Origin of the sequence: Mesorhizobium sp. (assembly GCF_004963255.1) — a bacterium.
GTDB lineage: Bacteria > Pseudomonadota > Alphaproteobacteria > Rhizobiales > Rhizobiaceae > Mesorhizobium.
The window spans coordinates 84,138-104,422 of record NZ_SUGA01000008.1; the positions used below are offsets into that span (position 1 = coordinate 84,138).

The 20,285-nt window shown below is 62.6% G+C and carries 20 protein-coding genes and 1 tRNA gene; 12 read left to right on the top strand and 9 right to left on the bottom strand.

Annotated features, from left to right (window positions below; translation table 11 throughout):
• Positions 1-20 precede the first annotated feature (20 nt).
• On the bottom strand, positions 21-704 hold the full coding sequence (locus E5X34_RS11685) for a Crp/Fnr family transcriptional regulator (protein WP_126064666.1): 684 nt from the start codon (positions 702-704) through the stop codon (positions 21-23).
• A gap of 504 nt (positions 705-1,208) precedes the next feature.
• Here E5X34_RS11685 and E5X34_RS11690 point away from each other — a divergent pair.
• Together E5X34_RS11690 and E5X34_RS11695 are read left to right on the top strand one after the other, a co-directional pair.
• On the top strand, positions 1,209-1,379 hold the full coding sequence (locus E5X34_RS11690; protein ID WP_181164840.1) for a hypothetical protein: 171 nt from the start codon (positions 1,209-1,211) through the stop codon (positions 1,377-1,379).
• 111 nt (positions 1,380-1,490) lie between these two features.
• Positions 1,491-1,565 (top strand) — tRNA-Val (locus E5X34_RS11695).
• Positions 1,566-1,631: 66 nt separating this feature from the next.
• Here the strand turns inward: E5X34_RS11695 and E5X34_RS11700 are convergent.
• Positions 1,632-2,312, bottom strand: coding sequence for a phosphoglycolate phosphatase (locus E5X34_RS11700; RefSeq protein WP_292564425.1), 681 nt, complete (start codon positions 2,310-2,312; stop codon positions 1,632-1,634).
• Between the two features lie 160 nt (positions 2,313-2,472).
• Here E5X34_RS11700 and rpiA point away from each other — a divergent pair, with 160 nt between their 5' ends.
• The 3 genes from rpiA (at position 2,473) to gor (ending at position 5,298) form a co-directional block, all read left to right on the top strand.
• A complete protein-coding gene (gene rpiA, locus E5X34_RS11705) occupies positions 2,473-3,204 on the top strand; it encodes a ribose-5-phosphate isomerase RpiA (protein ID WP_292564428.1) in 732 nt (243 codons plus the stop codon).
• Positions 3,191-3,790, top strand: a complete 600-nt coding sequence (locus E5X34_RS11710) for a DUF2059 domain-containing protein (protein ID WP_292564431.1) — start codon at positions 3,191-3,193, stop codon at positions 3,788-3,790. Before rpiA ends, E5X34_RS11710 begins: the two co-directional genes overlap by 14 nt.
• A gap of 119 nt (positions 3,791-3,909) precedes the next feature.
• Positions 3,910-5,298: a glutathione-disulfide reductase gene (gene gor / locus E5X34_RS11715; protein ID WP_292564433.1), complete on the top strand. Its 1,389-nt coding sequence runs from the start codon at positions 3,910-3,912 to the stop codon at positions 5,296-5,298.
• Positions 5,299-5,342: 44 nt separating this feature from the next.
• On the opposite strand, the gene mgtE is transcribed toward gor, so the two are convergent.
• The 3 genes from mgtE to E5X34_RS11730 all read right to left on the bottom strand — a co-directional run bounded on the left by mgtE (position 5,343) and on the right by E5X34_RS11730 (position 9,739).
• Positions 5,343-6,707 carry a magnesium transporter gene (mgtE, locus tag E5X34_RS11720; protein ID WP_292564436.1) on the bottom strand — a complete coding sequence of 455 codons (1,365 nt, stop codon included), beginning with the start codon at positions 6,705-6,707 and terminating at the stop codon, positions 5,343-5,345.
• Between the two features lie 283 nt (positions 6,708-6,990).
• A complete protein-coding gene (locus E5X34_RS11725) occupies positions 6,991-8,883 on the bottom strand; it encodes an ABC transporter ATP-binding protein/permease (RefSeq protein WP_292564439.1) in 1,893 nt (630 codons plus the stop codon).
• 358 nt (positions 8,884-9,241) lie between these two features.
• Entirely contained in the window at positions 9,242-9,739 is a 498-nt protein-coding gene (locus tag E5X34_RS11730; protein WP_292564441.1) for a DUF6252 family protein, read from the bottom strand.
• A gap of 159 nt (positions 9,740-9,898) precedes the next feature.
• On the opposite strand from E5X34_RS11730, the gene E5X34_RS11735 reads away from it, so the two are divergent.
• Positions 9,899-10,333, top strand: coding sequence for a hypothetical protein (locus E5X34_RS11735; protein ID WP_292564444.1), 435 nt, complete (start codon positions 9,899-9,901; stop codon positions 10,331-10,333).
• Between the two features lie 36 nt (positions 10,334-10,369).
• On the opposite strand, the gene E5X34_RS11740 is transcribed toward E5X34_RS11735, so the two are convergent.
• Together E5X34_RS11740 and E5X34_RS11745 are read right to left on the bottom strand one after the other, a co-directional pair.
• Positions 10,370-11,050 carry a DsbA family oxidoreductase gene (locus E5X34_RS11740; protein ID WP_292564446.1) on the bottom strand — a complete coding sequence of 227 codons (681 nt, stop codon included), beginning with the start codon at positions 11,048-11,050 and terminating at the stop codon, positions 10,370-10,372.
• 39 nt (positions 11,051-11,089) lie between these two features.
• On the bottom strand, positions 11,090-12,910 hold the full coding sequence (locus E5X34_RS11745; RefSeq protein ID WP_292564449.1) for an extracellular solute-binding protein: 1,821 nt from the start codon (positions 12,908-12,910) through the stop codon (positions 11,090-11,092).
• Between the two features lie 296 nt (positions 12,911-13,206).
• Between E5X34_RS11745 and E5X34_RS11750 the strand changes: the two genes are divergently transcribed.
• Complete coding sequence (locus E5X34_RS11750; RefSeq protein ID WP_126082728.1) at positions 13,207-13,827, top strand: invasion associated locus B family protein; 621 nt, start codon at positions 13,207-13,209, stop codon at positions 13,825-13,827.
• A 74-nt stretch (positions 13,828-13,901) separates the two neighbouring features.
• On the opposite strand, the gene hspQ is transcribed toward E5X34_RS11750, so the two are convergent.
• The gene (gene hspQ, locus E5X34_RS11755; protein WP_042642369.1) at positions 13,902-14,225 is read right to left on the bottom strand and encodes a heat shock protein HspQ; all 324 of its coding nucleotides are present in this window, start codon (positions 14,223-14,225) and stop codon (positions 13,902-13,904) included.
• 211 nt (positions 14,226-14,436) lie between these two features.
• Here hspQ and E5X34_RS11760 point away from each other — a divergent pair, with 211 nt between their 5' ends.
• Entirely contained in the window at positions 14,437-15,399 is a 963-nt protein-coding gene (locus E5X34_RS11760; RefSeq protein WP_292564452.1) for an AEC family transporter, read from the top strand.
• On the opposite strand, the gene E5X34_RS11765 is transcribed toward E5X34_RS11760, so the two are convergent.
• A complete protein-coding gene (locus tag E5X34_RS11765; protein WP_292564455.1) occupies positions 15,376-16,587 on the bottom strand; it encodes a UbiH/UbiF family hydroxylase in 1,212 nt (403 codons plus the stop codon). The genes E5X34_RS11760 and E5X34_RS11765 overlap by 24 nt on opposite strands.
• A gap of 102 nt (positions 16,588-16,689) precedes the next feature.
• Here E5X34_RS11765 and E5X34_RS11770 point away from each other — a divergent pair, with 102 nt between their 5' ends.
• From E5X34_RS11770 to E5X34_RS11785, 4 genes are all read left to right on the top strand, one after another.
• Positions 16,690-17,580 carry a DUF2182 domain-containing protein gene (locus E5X34_RS11770; protein ID WP_292564458.1) on the top strand — a complete coding sequence of 297 codons (891 nt, stop codon included), beginning with the start codon at positions 16,690-16,692 and terminating at the stop codon, positions 17,578-17,580.
• A 12-nt stretch (positions 17,581-17,592) separates the two neighbouring features.
• A complete protein-coding gene (locus E5X34_RS11775; RefSeq protein ID WP_292564460.1) occupies positions 17,593-18,207 on the top strand; it encodes a DUF1326 domain-containing protein in 615 nt (204 codons plus the stop codon).
• Complete coding sequence (gene pcsA / locus E5X34_RS11780; RefSeq protein ID WP_292564462.1) at positions 18,204-19,022, top strand: phosphatidylcholine synthase; 819 nt, start codon at positions 18,204-18,206, stop codon at positions 19,020-19,022. Before E5X34_RS11775 ends, pcsA begins: the two co-directional genes overlap by 4 nt.
• 130 nt (positions 19,023-19,152) lie before the next feature.
• Entirely contained in the window at positions 19,153-20,130 is a 978-nt protein-coding gene (locus tag E5X34_RS11785; RefSeq protein WP_292564465.1) for a quinone oxidoreductase, read from the top strand.
• Positions 20,131-20,285 lie beyond the last annotated feature (155 nt).

The window sequence follows — 20,285 nt, forward strand, 5'->3', positions numbered from 1 at the left end:
GGCGAAGTCGCCGAGCCTGCTCAGTCGTCGTCCTGCGACTCGGCGATGTGGTTCAGCGCCGCGGCGTTGATGATGCGCAGGCCGCCGCGCTTGATGGCGATCATCTGCCGGTTGCGCCAGTCGTTGAGCGTCTTGTTGACGGATTCGCGCGTCGCGCCGAGGAATTCGCCGAGCTCGGATTGCGAAATCGGAATCCAGCCGGCGGAGTCGGCCATGACCCCGCTCAGGAACACCAGCCGCTTCGCCAGCCGGGCCTCGATGCCGAAAAAGGCCTGGTCGCCCAACTCGCCGCTGACCCAGCGCAGCCGCGTGCACAGCAATTCGATCATCGCTCGCGCGAGAGACGGGTTTTTCTCAATGCGGTCAAAGAGCTGTGTCCGGCTCAGCGAAACCAGCTCGCATGCCGTGAGACAGCTGGCGGTGGCCGTGCGCGGGCGTCCGTCCAGCGCCCCGATCTCGCCGACAAGGCTGCGCGACAGCTCGATATTTGCCACCAGCTTCTGCCCGCCCGGCGAATAGATCGAGATCTCGACCGTGCCGCTTATCACACCATAGATGCGGTCGGAGGCATCCTCCTGGACGAACAAATGCTGGCCGGCGGCGTAGCGCTCCAGCTTGCAGCCGCCGAACAGCAGGTCGAAGTGGCGCGGGTCGATGCGCGCCAGGCGCGGCAGGTTGCTGTCGTCCGCGCCGTTTGTAGCCATGATACGATTCCGCCTCTGGTTAGACGGAAATTGTAGGATAAGTGCGTGCTCGATCAAAGCGTCGTCTCCTTCTACGGTGACTCTCCGAATTCGGCGGGTGGCTGACAGACGTTCCAATGTAATGCCCGACACGTCGAAACCGGATAAGCCGGCAAACTGTAAGGAGACCGGGCGCACTGGCGGTTACGGACCGATCCTTCGAGAACGCCGTCCGCGCGCTTGGGTGGGAGGTGCCCAGCGCGCAGACAGCAAATCTGAAAATGGCTAGGTGATCAAATTCCTTCCTGCGAAACCGCATGCAGTCCGGAAGCCGCCATTGGACCTTGTAAGTCGGACAGGTCCTTGGTGTCGCCGTTGCCTTATCTGCGCGCAAACCCCGTCCGACGTATGTGAAGGTGGTCACAGATACGCCAATGGGCCTGATTGCGAAAAATCGAAAACCGCTCTATGGAGCGATCGGCCGAATTGAGGGCGGCCAGTCAACACATTGCACAAGGTCGCCCCATGCCCGATGCCTTCTCTCGCGTCATCGCCTTCCTTGCCGTGGTCACGGCCCTGCTGTTTGCCGGGCTGCATTTCCACCAAGGCCACATCATCGCCACGCTCTATTTCATGACCGGCGCAATCCTGGTGACGGCGGTAACGCGCATGAATGTGAGACGGGGGCTGATTTAGACGCCTGCGTGATCGAGGTTTGGCGGCCTTGAAAGATCGTCGGCAGATCGCCTTGACTTCGAGAGCCTGCCTCCCTTATATCGCGGCTCGCTTGGCCTTCGGGCGACGAGCGGGCGATTAGCTCAGCGGGAGAGCACACCCTTCACACGGGTGGGGTCGTAGGTTCAATCCCTACATCGCCCACCATCCAACCTTATGAAAAGGCTGGATGATCCCACGAATTTTCATTGAGTACAGTTCGGCATATAAGGCTCAGCGCGCCGCCGCGATCAGCCGTTCCGCCAGGTGCGGCGTCAGCGTGTCGAAATGCGAGATCACCAGGGTTGGTTCGAATTCGCTCACATGGCGGTCGGTGTAGCCGAAGTCGACGGCGACCACCGGAATGCCGGCTGCCTTGGCGGTGTCGATGTCGGTCTGCGAATCGCCAACCATTACGGCGCTGCTCGGATCGCCGCCGGCCAGCCGGATCGTCTCGGTGAGATGGCGCGGGTCGGGCTTGCGGAAGGCAAACGTATCCTGGCCGCAGATCGCGGCAAAATAATCCGACATGCCAAGCGCGCCGATCAGCGTCGCGGAATTGGCTTCGTATTTGTTGGTGCAGACCGCCATCAGGTATCCGGCGGCCTGGAAACGGTCGAGCGCGGCGATCACGCCGGGGTAGGGGCGCGACTTTCCCGGGATGTTCAGCGTGTAATGCTCGAGGAAGAGCTTCAGCAGCCGGTCGTGCTCTTCGACCATCAGCGCCTTGTTCTGCGCGGCATGCGCGCGTTCGATCATGACGCGGCCGCCATGGCCGACGAAGCGCCTGAAACCGGCTTCGTCGACGGCGGCCAGATCACTTGCCGCCAGGCTGTGATTGAGGCTGTCGAGCAAGTCCGGCGCCGTGTCGACCAGCGTACCGTCGAGGTCGAAGACAATGATCGGGCGGGTCATGGTCGGTCCTGCGAAATTCTCGTTGCTGCAGCCGATACAGGCTGGCCAGGGTTCAAGCAAGAAGCCTCGATCGGTCCACAGAGCCTTTGACGAGGGAGCCTTTGACGGGACAGGCAAAAATGCTAGGAGGCGCGCGAAACCGGCGAAATCGGGGCTCCGCATGGATGCAAGGCAGTTGAAGGTCGAAGCCGCGCGGGCAGCGCTCGCCCATGTCGGCGACGGCATGCGGCTCGGCATCGGCACCGGCACCACAGCGGAAGAGTTCGTGCGGCTGCTGGCCGAGAAGGTCGCGACCGGCCTCAAGGTGATCGGCGTGCCTACTTCCGAGCGCACCGCGGCGCTCTGTCGCGAGTTGGGTGTGCCGCTGTCCACGCTCGAAGACACGCCGGAACTCGACCTTACCATCGACGGCGCCGACGAAATCGATCCGGACCTCACCTTGATCAAGGGCGGCGGCGGAGCGCTGCTGCGCGAGAAGATTGTCGCGGCCGCATCCGGGCGCATGATCGTGATCGCCGACAAGTCCAAGCTGGTCGGGACCCTCGGCCGCTTCCCGCTGCCGGTCGAGGTCAACCAATTCGGCCTGCGCGCCACCGAGATCGCGGTTCGCGCCGCCGCGGCGAAGCTCGGCCTTTCCGGCCCGGTTACATTGAGGATGACGGGAAGCCAGCCATTTGTTACAGACGGCGGCCACTTTATCCTCGATGCATCTTTTGGCCGCATTCCGGATACAAGAGCGCTTTCGAATGCTCTCTTCGCCATTCCGGGCGTTGTCGAGCACGGTCTATTCATCGGGTTGGCGTCAACGGCCATCATCGCCGGCGGCGACGGGATCGAAACCGTCCATGTCACCCGAAAACCAGGGAGTTCTATCGACCATGATGTTGCATAAACGGGTTCGCCGCCTTTCGATGTTTCTGGCGGCCTCGGCCGTCCTCGCGCTGTCCTCGCCGGTGTTTGCGCAGGATGTCAGCGAATCGCATCTGAAGGCCGCGCGCGCGGCCGTCGCGGCGATCCATGCCACGGACTCGTTCGACAACATCCTGCCGCAGGCCGCTGCCGCGCTGGAGTCGCAGCTCATCCAGAAGAACCCCGACATGCAGGAATTGATCGGCAAGACCGTAACCGAGAAGGCGCTCGGCCTGGCATCGCGGCGCGCCGACCTCGAAAAGGAGGCAGCGCTTGCCTATGCCAAGGTGTTCTCCGAGAAGGACCTCAACGACATCGCCGCCTTCTACAGCTCGGAAGCCGGCAAGAAGCTGCTGGACAGCGGCCCCGCGGTGACGCGTGACCTCGTGAAGGCTGCCGACATCTGGCAGAACGGCGTTGCTCGCGACCTCGCGCAGCAGGTTGGCGAGACGCTTGCTGCCGCCGCCAAGGCCGCGGCGCCGGCAGCGCCGGCTCCGGACGCCACCGCGCCGGCCGACAATTCCGCTCCGGCCGATGGCTCGGCGCCCGCCGACAATTCCGCGAACTGATCGGCTTCAATTCGGCCGTCGGCCGCTGGACCACAAAGCCCGGCTTCGCCCGGGCTTTTCTTTTGCCGCTTGGCAGCCTACCTGTGACCCGTCTTTCTCATCCCCAGGAGCCCACCACGATGGCCGGTTATGACTATGATCTGTTCGTCATCGGCGGCGGCTCCGGTGGGGTCAGGGCGGCCCGGGTGGCGGCGGCCCTCGGCAAGCGCGTCGCCATCGCCGAGGAATACCGCTTCGGCGGCACCTGCGTCATCCGCGGCTGCGTGCCGAAGAAGCTCTATGTCTATGCCTCGCAATTTCCCGAGCATTTCACTGATGCCGCCGGCTATGGCTGGACGGTGCCCGAGGCAAGCTTCGACTGGCAGACGCTGGTCGCCAACAAGGACAAGGAGATCGCGCGGCTCGAGGCGATCTACAAGCGGAATGTCGAGGGCTCAGGCGGCGAGACCTTCCACTCGCGCGCCGTGCTTGTTGACCAGCACAGCATCTATCTGCAAGCCGAGGACCGAACGGTCAGCGCCGACCAGATCCTGATCGCGACCGGGGGGCGTCCGGCGCCGCATCCGGCGTTGTCGGGCCACGAGTACTGCGTCTTCTCCAACGAGGCCTTCGATCTCAAGGAACTGCCAAAGGCGATCATGATCGAGGGCGGTGGCTACATCGCCGTCGAATTCGCCAACATTTTCCACGGCCTGGGCGTCGACACCACGCTGGTTTATCGCGGCCAGGAGATCCTCAGCCGCTTCGACATGGATCTGCGCCGCTCGCTGCATGAGACCATGGAGAAGAAGGGCATAAAGATCCTTTGTCCCGCGGTTTCGGAATGGGTGCGCAAGACCCCGGAAGGCAGGCTCGACGTGCTTTTGTCTTCCGGCCAGACCCTGACGGTCGACCAGGTGATGCTGGCGATCGGGCGCATTCCCAACACCGAGAATATGGGCCTGGAAGGCGTCGGCGTCGAACTCAGCAAGACGGGCGCGATCGTGGTCGACAAATATTCGCGCACCAACCTCGACAACATCTGGGCGATCGGCGACGTCACCCATCGCGTGCAACTGACGCCGGTCGCCATCCACGAGGCGATGTGCTTCATCGAGACCGCCTTCAAGGGCAATCCGATCGCGCCGGATCACGACACTATCCCGACCGCTGTATTCTCGCAGCCGGAGATTGGAACCGTCGGCCTGTCGGAGGACGACGCGGTCAAGCGCTTCCCCGACGTCGAGATCTATCGCGCGTCCTTCCGTCCGATGCGGCACACGCTGTCCGGCCGCGACGAGAAGATGCTGATGAAGCTGGTGGTCGACGGCGCGTCCAGGAAGGTAGTCGGCGCTCATATCCTGGGTCCCGATGCCGGCGAGATGGCGCAGCTTCTGGGTATCCCGCTGAAGGCGGGGCTGACCAAGGACGATTTCGACCGCACCATGGCCGTGCATCCGACCGCGGCAGAGGAACTGGTCACGATGTACAAGCCGACCTACCGCGTGAAGAACGGCGAACGCATTTGATTGCAGCTTTGGGGCCGCTGGCGACGCCAGCGACCCCAAGATCTTTAAAGCAGCGTCCCGCGCAGGATCACCAGCGCCACCGAGAAGTAGATTACCAGCCCCGTGACGTCGACCAGCGTGGCGACGAACGGCGCAGAGGCGCTTGCCGGGTCGAAGCCGATCCGCTTCAGCGCGAAAGGCAGCATCGATCCCGACAGCGAGCCGAAGGTGACGATGCCGATCAGCGCCGCGCCCACCGTCGCCGCGATCAGCATCCAGTGCGGGCCGTAGTCGTAGAAGCCGAAATACTGCCAGAGCGCGATGCGGCAGATGCCGACGACGCCAAGGATCGAGCCGAGCACCACACCGGTCGGCAGCTCGCGCAGCGCCACCCGCCACCAGTCGCGCAGACCGATCTCGCGCAGCGCCAGCGCGCGGATGACGAGCGACGTCGCCTGCGAGCCGGAATTGCCGCCGGAACTCATGATCAGTGGGATGAACAGCGTCAGCACGATCGCCTTCTCCAGCTCACCCTCGTAGCTCTGCATGGCGTTGGCCGTCAGCATCTCGCTGAGGAACAGCGCGCTTAGCCAGCCGGCGCGCTTCTGGATCATGGCGAGGAAGCCCATCTTCATATAGGGCTCGTCCAGCGCCTCCATGCCGCCGAAACGATGCACGTCCTCGGTCGTTTCCTCGATCATCGTGTCGATGATGTCGTCGACGGTGACGATGCCGAGGATCCTGCCGTGGTCGACGACAGGCAGCGCGAGGAGGTCGTATTTCGAGATGGTCTGCGCCAGGTTCTCGCGATCGGTGAGCGGCGTCACCGTCACCGGCATGCGGTCAGGCGCCACCGACAGGATCGAATCCTCGGGATTGCCCGTGATCAACCGACGCAACCCGGTCGAACGCAGCAGGAGCTGCGTCTCCGGATCGACTATGTAGATGGCGTAGATGGTTTCGCGCGTACGCTCGACCTTGCGGATGTAGTCGAGCGTGCGGCCGACGGTCCAGTCGGAAGGCACGCTGACGAATTCGGTCGTCATGATCGAGGCGGCGCTGCCTTCCGGGTATCCCAGGATGGACAGCAGCGTGGCGCGCAGCGGCGGGGCAAGCGCGCCGAGCAGCTCCGAGCGGGCCGGTTCATCCAGCTCGCGCAGAATGTCGGCCGCGCGGTCGACCGACATGGCGGTCAACAGCTTGCTCGCCTTGGCGCGTGGCAGTGCTTCCGCGAGTTCCGGAGCGCGTTCGAGTTCCGGCTGATCGAAAATCTCGACCAGCCGCTCGAACGGCACGGCGCAGAGCAGCTCGATGGCTGTCTCGCGAGGCTCGTGGTTGAGGGCTTCGACGACGTCGGCGACGTGGTCGTTGGCAAGAACACGGGCGACGGCGACGGCTTCGTCGTCCGATACGGGTGCGAATTCGTTCATGGGCTCACTCCTTGCCGTCCGGCAGGACGTGAGCCGTTCAGGTCACGTCAGGGCGGACGGCGGTTGCGTTCGACTGTGACTGTCGCCAGGCATGGCGGGTTGACCTTTCTGCTCGCGGGGGTTCGAGTTTGAATTTGGCGAGCGCGCGCAACATAGGCACGGTTTTTGCCGAGTCAATCGCGAAGGGCGCTGAAAACGGACGCGGGGAGGCCGGATCGCGAGACTGTGATCGAGGGCGGCCTAAGCGGGGCCACGGCTGCCGATCAAGGGCTTGGTATGACTGCTATTTCTGCTTCAGCCGACGGAAGCGCAGCCATTTGTCCTCGGTCGGCCGCGGCGGCTGGGTGAGGATGGTGGTGAGCTCGCGCGGCAGGCTGGGAGCGATCGGCTTCTTGGTGGCGACGCCGTCGGCGATCGCGACCACGCTGTGATAGAACTCCTCGCCGGAAAGCGAGCGCGGCGCCACTGCCTCGTGCATGACGCTGATGACGGTGACGTTCGGACAATTGTCCTTGATCGCCTGGTGGAAGGCTATCTTGCCATCGGGGTCGAGAGCGCCGGTCGCCTCATCGAGGAAGAGAAGCCCGGGCTGCTGTAGGATGATGCGCGCGACCACCAGCTTCTGCTTCTGGCCGCCCGAAAGTACCTGATCCCAAATCTTGCCTTCGCGGCTCTCGTCGGCCAGGTGTTCGATGAAGTCGCCCAGACCGGCTTTGTGCAAAGCCGCCGCTACCTGGGTGTCGCTATGGTCGTTCTCTGAACCCGGCAGGCAGACGAGTTGCTTCAGCGACACCTGCTGCAGCTTGACCTCCTGGGCAGCGTAGAAATTGGTGACGCCTTCCGGGAAGACGATGGTGCCGCGGCCATAAGGCCACAGGCCATTGATCGCCTTGATCAGCGATGTCTTGCCGCAGCCGGACTCGCCCTTGAGGAAGGTCCATTCGCCGCGGCGGAAACGGAGGTTTGCAGCGCTGAGGAAAGGTGTGGCGTCCTCGCCTTGGTGGGCGAGTTCCAGCTTCTGGATGGTGAGACCGAAAACCGGATTCTGGCTCGCGTAGCTGAAGTCGGATCGGCCGGTCTGCTGGTAGAATTCCCGCGGGCGCTGGACGTTCTCGATCGCGTTGGCGAGCTCGGTCACGCGCTGGCTGTTGGCTCTGAGCGTCGCAATCGCCGGCATGACATGGATGAACCACGAGCACTGGCTGATCAACTGGGCGACCATTTCGGAACCGGTGATGTAGCCTTTGTAGTCGAGGCGGTTGTGGATGAACGACAAGAGGCCTGGCGCGTAGGCAATGATACGGGCGCCGACGAAATTGTAGATCAGCTCGAATGAGGTGTAACTGGTGTTGACGATATTCAGTCGGCCCCATGTCTTGTCGATATCGACATAGAGCCTGTCATGCATCGACTTCTGCACGTCCTCGCCATGCGAGGCGGCAACGTGGAAGCTGCGGCGCAGGAATGTAATGAGTTCGCTGCGGTAGCTGCCCTCCGCCTGCTGCATGCGGACATTGAGCCGCTCGAGCAGGCGTCCGAGCTTGACCGCGATCCAGGTGTTCAGCGGCACGTAGATGGCGACGGCAAGGAAAGCCAGCACCGCGGTGCCATAGCCGCCCAGGAATTCCAGGCCTTTGACCTCGACCGACGATCCGATCAGGTTTTCGCCGATGAAGTAGAGCGACGTCGCCACGCCAAGCACGCCCATGGCAAGCCCGATGGCTCCGCCGGTCATGTCCTTGATCGATTCCTGGATGCGCTGGTCGATATTGTCGGGAGCGACGATGCCGCCGGCCGCCGAACCATGCTGGGCATGGAAATGGGTATGATTGCCGTCTAGCAGGGCTTGGTTGAACTGGTTGTCCAGCCAACCGCGCCATTTGCGGTGCAGGGTCGTTGAAACGAGATTGCGCACCCCGGTGAAGCCGGCATCCTTCAGGATCACCAGCAGTACCAGTATGCCGGCATTGGTCAGGATGGTCTGCAGCGGATGGGTGTTGGCGGCATCATGGAGGAAAGCGATCGAATTGCCGAGTTCGCCCAACGCCACGGCAAACCAAACGCCGGCCTTGCTGGAGAGAGCGGTGAGGGCGGCGATGACGAAGGTGAGCGTCCAGGCTTCCTTCCACCGGTCGGAGAACCAGTAGGCTCGCATCAGCCCCCAGAATGTACGCATCGACGATACCGGCGTCAGGGGCGAGGTCTTTGCCTCGCTGGATGTTTGCTCCGGTACTGCACGTTGCGGTCTACCGACCTCAGTCACGATCCCGCCCAAACCTTTCTTAGTTTTGTTACACATGGTAACACCAATTGATCATTTTCCATTAATTTTCTGCCGAGGAATGTGAACGGTGTTACCCCGCCGTGGCGCGAGGGCAACAGAAAGCCAATGCCCAGAGGCCACCCACCGCGCTGATTTCGGCTTTTATTCCAGTGTGTTAAAGGCAATTGAGCCAACAGACGGAAAGCTTCCCTTAGGGAAGCAAAAAACACGGGTTTGTGAATGAAAAAGGGGCGCCGGTCAGCCGAAATGGCTACTGGACGGTGACCGGAATGCCCGAAAATTTACCGTCGGTGACCTCTTCGGGCTTGCCCGATTCGTCTTTTCCGGAGGCGCTGAAATGACCGGAAATGGTCTTTGCGGCTGCATCGTATTTGTCGACGACGATCTTCCCGCTGCTGAAACGGACGTGGCCTACCATGGCGCCGGAATCGAGAATGTTGAAGTTGGCGCTGTTGGCGGGGGAGCCCGTCTTGAGCGGATAGCCGCCGGTAAGGTCGTTCGGATCCTTCAGCTCGAGCATCGAATTGAAGGTCATGGTCGGCGCCCCCTGTTCTGTTCCCGACAAGTTCAGCATCGGCTTGCCGCCCATCTGCATCGTCTGGGCCAGGGTGAAGGACGCAGTCCAGGGCTTGCCCTCGAAAGTCGCCGACATGACGGCTTCCTCGGCGGACACGCGCTGCAATGTCTGCGGAAGCCCAAGGGCGAGAGCCAAGCACAACAGCGACAATGCGCGACGCCTGACCGCCATTCGGTGCCCCTTCAAATCAGCTAAACCCTTGCCGATCCTAGCTCAGCGCCGTGATCGAGGCGATTCACCAGATCGTGTTTTGGCGGCTGAACAGGATTTGACAACGTCCGCCTGCCGGGTCGAATCTACCCGGCGATGGTTTATGTCGGGGGGGATGACATGCCCGCACGGACAATCGCACTCGCGTTGCTCGCGGTTTTCACCTGTCTGTCGGTCGCGCATGCCGGCAGCCAGAACATTCCGGCCAGCGCGGAAGGCCAGGTCCAATTCAACACGCCGTCCGGCAATATCGGCTGCATCTACACGTCGAAGGGTGGCACCAGCACCTACCAGCCGCGGGACGGCGGACCGGAGCTTTCCTGCTCGCGCGTCGAACCGAGCTACGTCACGGTGATTTTGGGACCCAAAGGGCCAGCGACGCTGATCAAGAATCCCGGCGAGCAGGGTTGTTGCAGCGACGTGACCAAGCTCCGCTACGGCAACAGCTGGAGCGAGGGACCGTTTTCCTGCCAGTCGTCGACGAAGGGGCTGAGCTGCACCGGCAGCAATGGCCACGGATTCTTCCTGAGCAAGGCCAAGGTGACTGCGAAGTAGAAGCGCAATCCCGGAGCGCGCGCGGCGAGGGAACGTTCAGTTCGCGGTTTCCAGCTCGCCGCGCGCCTTGAGCTGGGCGACCTGGCGGATCGCGTCGGCAAGCGTGTCGGCATCCTGCGCGCCCATCACCGCATATTTGCCCTCAAGCAGGAAGCAGGGCACACCGGTGATGCCCATGCGCGAAGCGGTAGCGATCTCGTTGCGGACGGCTTCGACATCGGCGTCGGTCGGCAGCAGCGTCTCGACCACGGACGCATCCATGCCGGCCTCGCCGGCGGCCTCCACCAGCACGGCATGGTCGCCGATGTTGACGCCTTCCTCGAAATTCAGCTGGAAGAGGCGGCGCACCAGCCGGTTCTGCACATCTTCGCCCGCGGCGCCCGCCCAGCGGATGACGCGATGCGCGTCCAGCGTGTTGGCCGCGACCTTGATGGCACCGAATGCGAAGTGGATTCCCTCCGCTTCGCCCAGCGGCTCGATGCGCGCGTGGATCTGTTGAATACGTTCCTCGCTGCCGAACTTGCCGAGCATGTATTGGCGGCGATCCATGCCTCCAGGCGGGATGGTCGGATCGAGCTGGAATGGTCGCCAACTGACACGCACGTCGACATCGCTTGCGGCGGCAATGGCCTTGTCCAACCGCTTCTGGCCGATGAAGCACCAGGGGCAGACGACATCGGACACAACATCGACGGTGATGGAGTTCTCGGCGCTCATGCTCGTCTCCTGTCTGGTCTCGATTGGGCTGGGCTTGCGTCAGTTGGGCTTTCGCCACCAGGTCGGCAGCTGATAACCGAATATGGGGGTCTTTTGCGGATGTTCCAGATAGCTCCAGTAAGCGAGCCATTGCTGGGTGTTGTATTGCATCGGCACGATATAGTAGCCCGAGATCAGAAGGCGATCGAGGACACGGACGGCAGCGACATAGTCTTCCTTGGTGCGGGCGTTCAGCATCGCGTCGATCGCGGCGTCGATCGCCGGATCGGCGACGCCGGCGAGATTGAACGACCCTTCTGTTTTCGCCGCGACCGATCCCCAGCGGCCAAGCTGCTCGCTGCCGGGCGACAATGAGTTGCTGAAGCCGCTGGTGCCGATCAGCACCTCGAAGTCGTAACGCTGCTTGCGCGACTGGATCTGGTCGCCATCGAGCGTGCGGATGCCGACGTCGATACCGATCTTTTCCAGCGTACGCTGGTAGATCGCCGCCAGCCGCTCCTCATCCTGCGATGAGGTCAGGATCTCGAAGCCGAACGGATTTCCCTGCGGGTCGAGCATCCTGCCGTCCTGGACGCGGAAGCCTGCGCTCCTCAGCAATTCGAAGGCGGCTTTGAGCACCTTGCGATCCTGGCCCGAACCATCCGTCACGGGCGGCCGCCAGGTGCCGTCCATGACATCGGCAGGCACACGGCCGGGGTAGGGGGCAAGCAGCGCCTTTTCGCGATCGTCGGCCGGATGGCCGAGCGCGGACAGCTCGGAATTCTGCCAATAGCTCATGGTGCGGTTGAACTTGCCACCGAACAGGTTCTTGTTCGCCCATTCGAAGTCGTAGAGCATGCCAAGCGCGCGGCGCACGACCGGATTGGCGAATTTCGGCAGCCTGGTGTTGAACAGGAAGCCGGTCACCACCGGGGGAATGCCGGTGTTGAAATACTCTTCCTTCACATCGCCCTTTCGGAAGGCCGGAAAGTCGATGTCGCGCTCGCGTTTGACCGGATCGGTCTCGTCGTCGAGGGCGCAGATGCCTTTCTTGAACGCCTCCGTCTTGGCATTGGCGTTGAGAAAATACTCGATGGTGACCTGGTCGAAATTGTCGAAGCCGCGCTTGGACGGGACGTCCTTGCCCCAATAATCCGGATTGCGCTTGAAGACGATGCGCTGCCCGGGCAACACCTTGTCCACGATGTAGGGGCCGCTGCCGATCAGCGGCTTCAACGTCGTCTTGTCGAACGTCTCCTTGTCGAAGGCGTGCTTGGGGACGATGGGCGTCAGCGCGACGATCAGCGGGAATTCGCGATTGGCCTTGTCGTTGAAGGTGAATTTCACGCTGTGCTCGCCGGTCTTCTCCAGCTTGGCGATCATGCTCATGCGGTCGCTATAGGGCGGGCGGCCCTTGTCCTTGAAAACGTCGTAGGTGAACAGCACGTCCTCCGGCGTCACCGGCTGGCCGTCCGACCATTTTGCATTGGGATTGAGGTGGAACTCGATCGACTTGCGCTCCTGATCCATGTCGGCGCTCTCGGCAAGCAGGCCGTAAAGGCTGAAAGGCTCGTTATAGTTGCGCTGCATCAGCGGCTCGAAGACGAGATTGCCGTAAACCGTATCGATCATGCCGCGCGCCGTGGTGCGCAAGCTTTTCAGGATGAAGGGGTTGAGGTTGTCGAAGGAGCCGACGACGCAATAGGTGACGCTTCCGCCTTTCGGCGCGTCCGGATTGACGTAGTCGAAATGCTTATAGTCGGGCGGCAGCGCCGGCTCACCCTGCATGGCAATGCCGTGCTTCGGCTCCGATTGCGCCGGAAGGAGCGAAAGAGCCAGAAACGAGGTCGCGGCGATCAGTTGGACGAGAACGCGGTCCATGACCGTCTCCTTGCCGGGCGGCTTTGTGATTCGCCATGCACCGTAGAGCATTTCGCCATCTGATTGAATCGGCGCGCCAACGGGAATCGGGGTCAGCCGCTCCATCGCCGATCGATGCTCGCTCTTGGGGACACGAAACCACCAAGAAATCGCGGAAACCGGGCTGGATTCGACGCCGCTGGCGGTGTAACACGCGCTCCGAAGTCATCCTGTTGCCTCATTTGGGCAACAGGTAGCTGGACCGCACGGCACGAAGAAGCCGGTCCCCGGGATCATTTGAGAGGAAAGTGCACCATATGACGATCAACGCGTACCGCCTTTCGGTGCTGGCCGCAGGCGTGGTCGGCGTTCTGGGCGCCGGGCTTTTCACTGCCTCGGCCCAACAGCAGCCGCAGATTCCTCAGGGCTGGTTCAAGGCCTGCACCAAGCAGGCAGACGTCGACATCTGCAACGTGCAGAACATCGTCACCGCCGGCAATGGCCAGCTCGTCACCGGCGTCAGCCTGATCGAGCTCAAGGGCAAGGTGAACCGCAAGGTCTTCCAGGTCACCGTCCCGACCGGCCGCCTCGTGCCTCCCGGCATCGGCCTGCAGATCGATGGCGGCAAAGCGCAGAAGCTTGACTATGTGATCTGCTTCCCGGACCGCTGCGTCGCCGAAGTGCCGCTGACGGACCAACTCGTGGCGTCTTTCAAGAAGGGTCAGGCGATTTCGCTGACCTCGATCAACTTCCAGAACCAGCCGAACCCGATCAAGATCGCGCTCACCGGCTTCAGCGGCGCCTATGACGGCCCGCCGCTGCAGCAGTCGGACATCGAGGATCGGCAGAAGAAGCTGCAGGACTTCGTTGCCAAGAACAACCAGGATTTCGCCAAGAAGCTCAAGGACGAGCAGGAAAAGGCCAAGACCGCGAACTGATCGCGCAAGCGCGTTTCTCGTGCAAAAAAGCGGGGCAAATGCCCCGCTTTTTTGTTACCTCAAGGCCATCGCATTCAATGCTTCGACTGGCGCTTAGGCTCGTAGCGGCCGTCCGGCAGCTTGTCGAACATCTCACCGATCTGCGGATGCCGCACCGGCTCGCCCGACCGGTCCTCGAGCAGGTTCTGCTCGGACACATAGGCGATGTACTCGGTCTCCGAATTTTCCGCCAGAAGATGGTAGAAAGGCTGGTCCTTGCGCGGCCGCACGTCAGCGGGAATAGCTTCGTACCATTCGTCGGTGTTGGCGAATTCGGGGTCGACGTCGAAGATCACGCCGCGAAACGGAAACAGCCTGTGGCGAACCACTTGCCCGATCGAGAATTTGGCCGTTTTCATCGCATTCACCACTCAGGTTCCGAGGCGCCTTCCGTGGCTGCGCACAGGGCGCCTAAGACCTTGAATTTACACGTCACGCAGCCAAAAATCGACTCCGACTTTCGGCTGGGCCTATTTGGCGCAGGCGCCGCCGCAATTCAATAGCCAAGTCCTTGACCACGGGCGAAGCAACGGGCTAGCCCGCGCGGGAGTTTTCCCGCCTGAGCGAAAAATGTCTGACGTCATCGGTCTCGTCCTTCCCTTCTTCGGCATGATCTTCATCGGTTTCCTGGTGGCGCGCATCACCCGGCAACCGCTGGAGGCGCTCGGCTGGATGAACATTTTCATCATCTATGTCGCGCTGCCGGCGCTGTTCTTCCAACTGCTCGCCAGGACGCCGTTCGAGCGGTTGACGGAATGGAGCTTCATCCTTGGCTCGCTCATCGCCACCTATGCCATCTTCACGCTGATGTTCGCCTGGTCGGTTCTCGTCTCCCGCGGCGGCATCGCGCCCGCGACGATCACCGCCCTTGCCGCGGCGTACGGCAACATCGGCTATATGGGGCCAGGTCTTGCCTTGCTGGCGTTCGGCGAGCAGGCGGCGGTTCCCGTGGCGCTGATTTTCTGCTTCGAGAACATCGTGCATTTCACGGTGGCGCCGATGATGATGGCGCTCTCAGGCAAGGAGAAGGCGCCGCCGCTCCAGCTCGCGCTCGGCGTCGTGAAGAAGATCGCGCTGCACCCCTTCATCATAGCGACGGCGCTTGGCGTCGGCGCCGCCTATGTGGAGTTCCACCCGCCGCTGCCAGTTGACCGTTTCCTCGACTATCTCGCCCGCGCGGCCGCGCCTTGCGCCTTGTTCGCCATGGGCGTGACGCTGGCGCTGAGGCCGCTCAACCGCGTTCCGCACGAGCTGGCATTGATCGCCGGGCTGAAGCTGATCGTCCATCCGCTGCTCTGCTATGTCGTATTGAGCTGGATCGGCAATTTCTCACCGACCTGGGTCTTTTCGGCGATGCTGCTGGCGGCGCTTCCGACGGCGACCAATGTCTTCGTGATCGCGCAGCAGTACGACGTATGGGTGCAGCGCGCTTCGGCCAGCGTGCTGATCACGACATGCTTCTCGGTGGTGACGGTGACCGCGCTGCTCTACGCGATCCGACACGGAATCCTACCGGCCGACCTCTTTCCGTAAGCCGCCGGCAATGGCGCGAAAGCCGCTGCCCGGCCGCAGTCCCTCGCGCATGAAGAAGGCCCGCAGCGGCGCGAAGCTGCCCAGCGCATTGAGGCCGGCGCTGCGCGCCAGCTGTGCAGGCAGCATGTCGGACAGCAGCGACATGTTGAGCAGGTTCACCGCGCCGCTGCGCGCCCATATGTCGGGCCGGCGCCTGGTGTCATAGGCGGCAAGACTCCTGCTCGCCCCCGGATCGTCGCGGTTTTCGCTGGCGATTCCAATCAGATCGTCGATGTCCCTGATGCCAAGGTTGAGCCCTTGGGCGCCGATTGGAGGAAATACATGCGCCGCCTCGCCGACGAGCGCGACACGATTCTGCGCGAACCGGGCGGGCGAAGCCGCCGACAAGGGATAGATTTGGCGACCCGGCTCGACCGAGACCCGGCCAAGCACCGATTGCATCTGGTGCTCGATACGCTCCGACAGGGTTGCATCATCGAGCGCGGCAAGCTCTTGCGCCGTCTCCGGCTTCACGACCCAGACAAGGCTCGAGCGCCTGCCGGGCAGCGGCACCTGGGTGAACGGCCCTGTTTCGGTGTGGAACTCGGTCGAAACGAAGCCGTGGTCGCTGCGGTGGCCGAAATTGAGGACAAGCGCCGATTGCGGATAAGGCCGCGCGAAAGCGCGAATGCCGGCGGCCTCCCGCGCGGGAGACAGGCGCCCGTCGGCGGCGACCGCCAGGGATGCGGAGACTTCGCCGCCTTCGGCCAGCCTTGCACGGGCCTGGTCGGCGTCGAGGCTCCAGGATTCGACGGTGGATTTCAGCCAATGAATGCCGTCATGCGCTGAAGCCGCCTTGGCGAGGATCGGAATAAGGGCATTGTTCGGCAGATTGAGGCCGAACTGCTCTTCGCCGATCTCGCTGGCGCGGAAGGTCACGGTTGGGCTGCGGATCAGGCGCCTTGTGGCGTCGACGATGCGCATCACCTTGAGCGCCGCGGCCTGCGGCTTGAGCTCGGCAAGGACGCCCAGCCGTTCAAGAACTTTCAGGGCCGGGTTCATGAGGGCAGTGGTGCGGCCGTCGGTGGTGTTGGCCTCGGGCCCGACCAGCGTCACCTGAAAGCCAGCCTGGGCAAAGCCGAGCGCCGCGATAAGGCCGGCCGGACCGCTGCCGGCAACCAGGATGCGGGCTCTGTTGTTATGATCCACGTCATGCTTCCACGTTGGAAGGCGCCCCGTCGGGCCCTTATCCAAGATATAGGTCGGATCAGCCGGCTTGATCAACGCGGCGATTCAGCCCATTCGGTTGCCATGAGCGGGGAGCAGCAGGATTTCAATCATCTCGACCGCGCGGGACGCGCGACGGCCGGCGTGGCGCGCAGTCCGCGCCTTGCGGTGACGCTCACGGTGGGCGTCGCCATCGTCCTTGCATGGCTGCTTCTTGGCGCGATGGCGATCCGCGGCGCTGAAGGCAGCCTTGCCGGCGGGCCCGGCGATTTGCTGCTCAAGAATCTCCCGAGCCTGCCTTTGCCGGATTTTCTCGACCGGTTCTTTGCTCTCTGCCTTGCGCCGGCGCCGCTTGCCGGCCCGGATGGCCTGCAGGTACCGGCGCTTGTGCTGATGTGGTTCCTGATGGCGGTTGCGACGATGCTGCCTTCCGCCGCGCCGCTGATCCGCACCTATTGCGAGATTGCCGACACGGCGAGGATCAAGGGCGAGCCGGTTGTTCATCCGCTGGTGCTCGTTACCGGATACCTCACCACTTGGCTTGGCGCGTCCGCGGCTTTCGCCGTGCTGACGCTCGTGGTCTACGCTTTTGCCGATTCCGGCCGGATGCTCGATCCCGCAGTCGGTATTGCCGGCGCCGCGGCACTGCTTGTCGCCGGCCTCTATCAGTTCAGCGGCTTGAAACAGGCGTGCCTGGAAAAATGCCGCAACCCGTTCTCGATGCTGTTCGCCAATTGGAGCGCGAAACCCAGCCGCATCTTCAAATTAGGAGTGGAGCAGGGCGTCTGGTGCCTCGGCTGCTGCTGGGCGCTGATGCTGGTGATGTTCGCCGTCGGCGCGATGAATGTCTTCTGGATGGCGCTGATCGGCCTTTTCACCCTGATCGAAAAACAGACCGCCGGCAGGGTGGCCAGCCGGGTTGCCGGTACGATACTGCTTGTGTGGGCGGCAGCCCTGCTATTAGTTTCGGCGTAAGGGGAGAATTCGATGACCGACCAAAGCTGGGCGATGAAAGGGGAGCTGGTACTCTCCTGCAATTGCACGGTTTTCTGCCCCTGCGTGCTGTCGCTCGGCAGCCATCCGCCGACGGAAGGCTACTGCCAGACCTGGGCCGGCTTCCGCATCGATGCCGGCCATTTCGGCGAGACCGACCTTTCCGGTCTCAATCTCGGCCTGGTCATGGAAATCCCCGGCTATATGAGCCGCGGCAACTGGAGCGCCGGACTGTTCATCGACAAGCGGGCGTCGGTCTATGCGGTCAAAGCGCTGACCAAGATATTCACTGGAAAGGCCGGCGGCACCACCTCGCTGCTGTCGATCCTTGTCGGGAAATTCCTCGGCGTCGAGCAGGTGCCGATCACCTATGAGACGCGCGACAAGACCCGCGTCTTCCAGATACCGAAGATCATCGATGGCGCCGTGACGCCGATCCCCGGCAAGGACCGCGAGAAGAATACGGTGATCACCAATTCCGAATATTGGATCGCACCGGAAATCATCGTGGCGAAGTCCGACAAGAGCAAGATGCGGGCCTTCGGCCGCAACTGGAATTTTGCCGGCCGATCGGCCGAAATCTGCAAGCTGGACTGGCGGGGACCGTGAGCAAGAACACAACGGCCAGGAAGGCGGCGAAGAAGATCGCGCAGCGGATTCCGTTGCCGAAGAAGAAGGTGACGTGGCCGCAGGCGCGCGCGTTTTCCGTTCATCTGCTGACCGCGTCAGGATCGTTCCTGGCCTTCCTGTCGCTGGTGGCGGCGAGCGAGGAACGCTGGACGGCAATGTTCTGGTGGCTGGGGCTGGCGCTGTTCGTCGACGGCATCGACGGGCCGATCGCCCGCAAGCTCGAGGTCAAGGAAATCCTGCCGACATGGTCGGGAGAACTCCTCGACAACATCATCGACTACGTCACCTATGTGCTCATCCCGGCCTTCGCACTCTATCAGCGCGGCTTCATGGGCGAGAATCTCTCTTTCCTGTCGGCGGCCATCATCGTCGTTTCCAGCGCGATCTACTATGCCGACACCGGCATGAAGACGAAGGAGAACTTCTTCAAAGGATTCCCGGTCGTCTGGAACATGGTGGTGTTCACGCTCTTCGTCATCGAGCCGGGGCAATGGGTATCGTTCGCCGTGGTGGTGGTTGCCGGCATTTTGACCTTCCTGCCGATCAACTTCATCCATCCGGTGCGCGTCGTGCGGCTGAGGCCGGTCAATCTTGGCATGACGCTCTTGTGGTGCGCCTTCGGCGCGCTGGCGCTGGCGCAGGCAGCGCTTGCCGCCTTCTACGACAAGATCGGCGTGCTGGGAGAACAGGTCAGCGACTTCACCAAGATCGGCATCACGATCACCGGCCTCTATCTCGCCTGCATAGGCGGCATCATGCAGATGTTCCCCAATCTGGGCGCCAGAAAACCCTGATCCTGGATCAGGATATTTTTGGTCGAATGGCCATCCTGACCTAGCTATCTATCGGCGCATGATCTTCCGAACATCGGCGCTCCCTTTCGGGGTCATGCTCCAGTCTACGTATCCTTCAGAGAGTTGAGCGATGTCCAAGGCAATCCGCATCCACGCCCATGGCGGCCCCGAAGTCCTGGCCTATGAAGATGCCGATCCCGGCCAGCCGGGAGAAGGCCAGATCCTGATCCGACACACGGCCATCGGCCTCAACTTCATCGACGTCTACCACCGCTCGGGGCTTTACCCGCCACCCGGCGGCTTCCCGCTGATCCCGGGCGGCGAGGCAGCGGGCGTCGTGCTGGCGCTCGGCACCGGTGTCGACTGGCTGAAGCCCGGCGACCGTATCGCCTATGCAGTCAATGTCGGCGCCTATAGTGAGCAGCGCGTGATCGCAGCCGACCGCGTGGTCAAGGTGCCGGACGGCATCAGCGACGAGCAGGCTGCGGCGATGATGCTGAAGGGCATGACGGCGGAATATCTGTTGCGCCGTACCTTCCCGGTCAAGGCCGGCGACACGATCCTCTACCATGCGGCGGCCGGCGGCGTCGGCCTGATCCTCGGCCAATGGGCAAAGCATCTCGGCGCGACGGTTATCGGCACCGCGAGCTCCTCCGACAAGATCGAGCTCGCCCGGGCGCATGGCTTCGATCATGTCATCAACTACAAGGAGCAGGATTTCGTCGCCGGCGTCGCGGCGCTCACCGGCGGGAAGAAATGCGACGTCGTCTACGATTCCGTCGGCGCCGACACTTTTCCCGCCTCGCTCGATTGCCTGCGGCCGCTCGGCATGTTCGTCAGCTTCGGCTCGTCGTCGGGACCGGTCCCGCCTTTCCCCATGTCGCTTCTCGCGCAGAAAGGCTCGCTCTATGCGACCCGGCCGACGCTGTTCGTCTACAACGCCAGACGCGAGGATCTGGTGAGGTCGGCCGAAGCGCTTTTCGACGTGGTCAAGAGCGGCGCCGTCGAGATCAAGATCAACCAGCGCTACGCGCTGAAGGACGCGGGAAAGGCGCAAGCTGATCTCGAAGCCCGCAAGACGACGGGCACGACCGTTCTCATTCCTTAAGCCACCTGCCGTGTTTTTCAGCGACTTGCCGTGCCCGAAGGCACGGCTTGCCTGAAAAGCGCTGTGGATTTGCCACTGTTCTCAAGAGGTCTATCTTAGCCCTTGAGTTTCCGCTGAAATTCTTGAAGCTCTTTCAAGTTGGGTGCTGCTTTCCG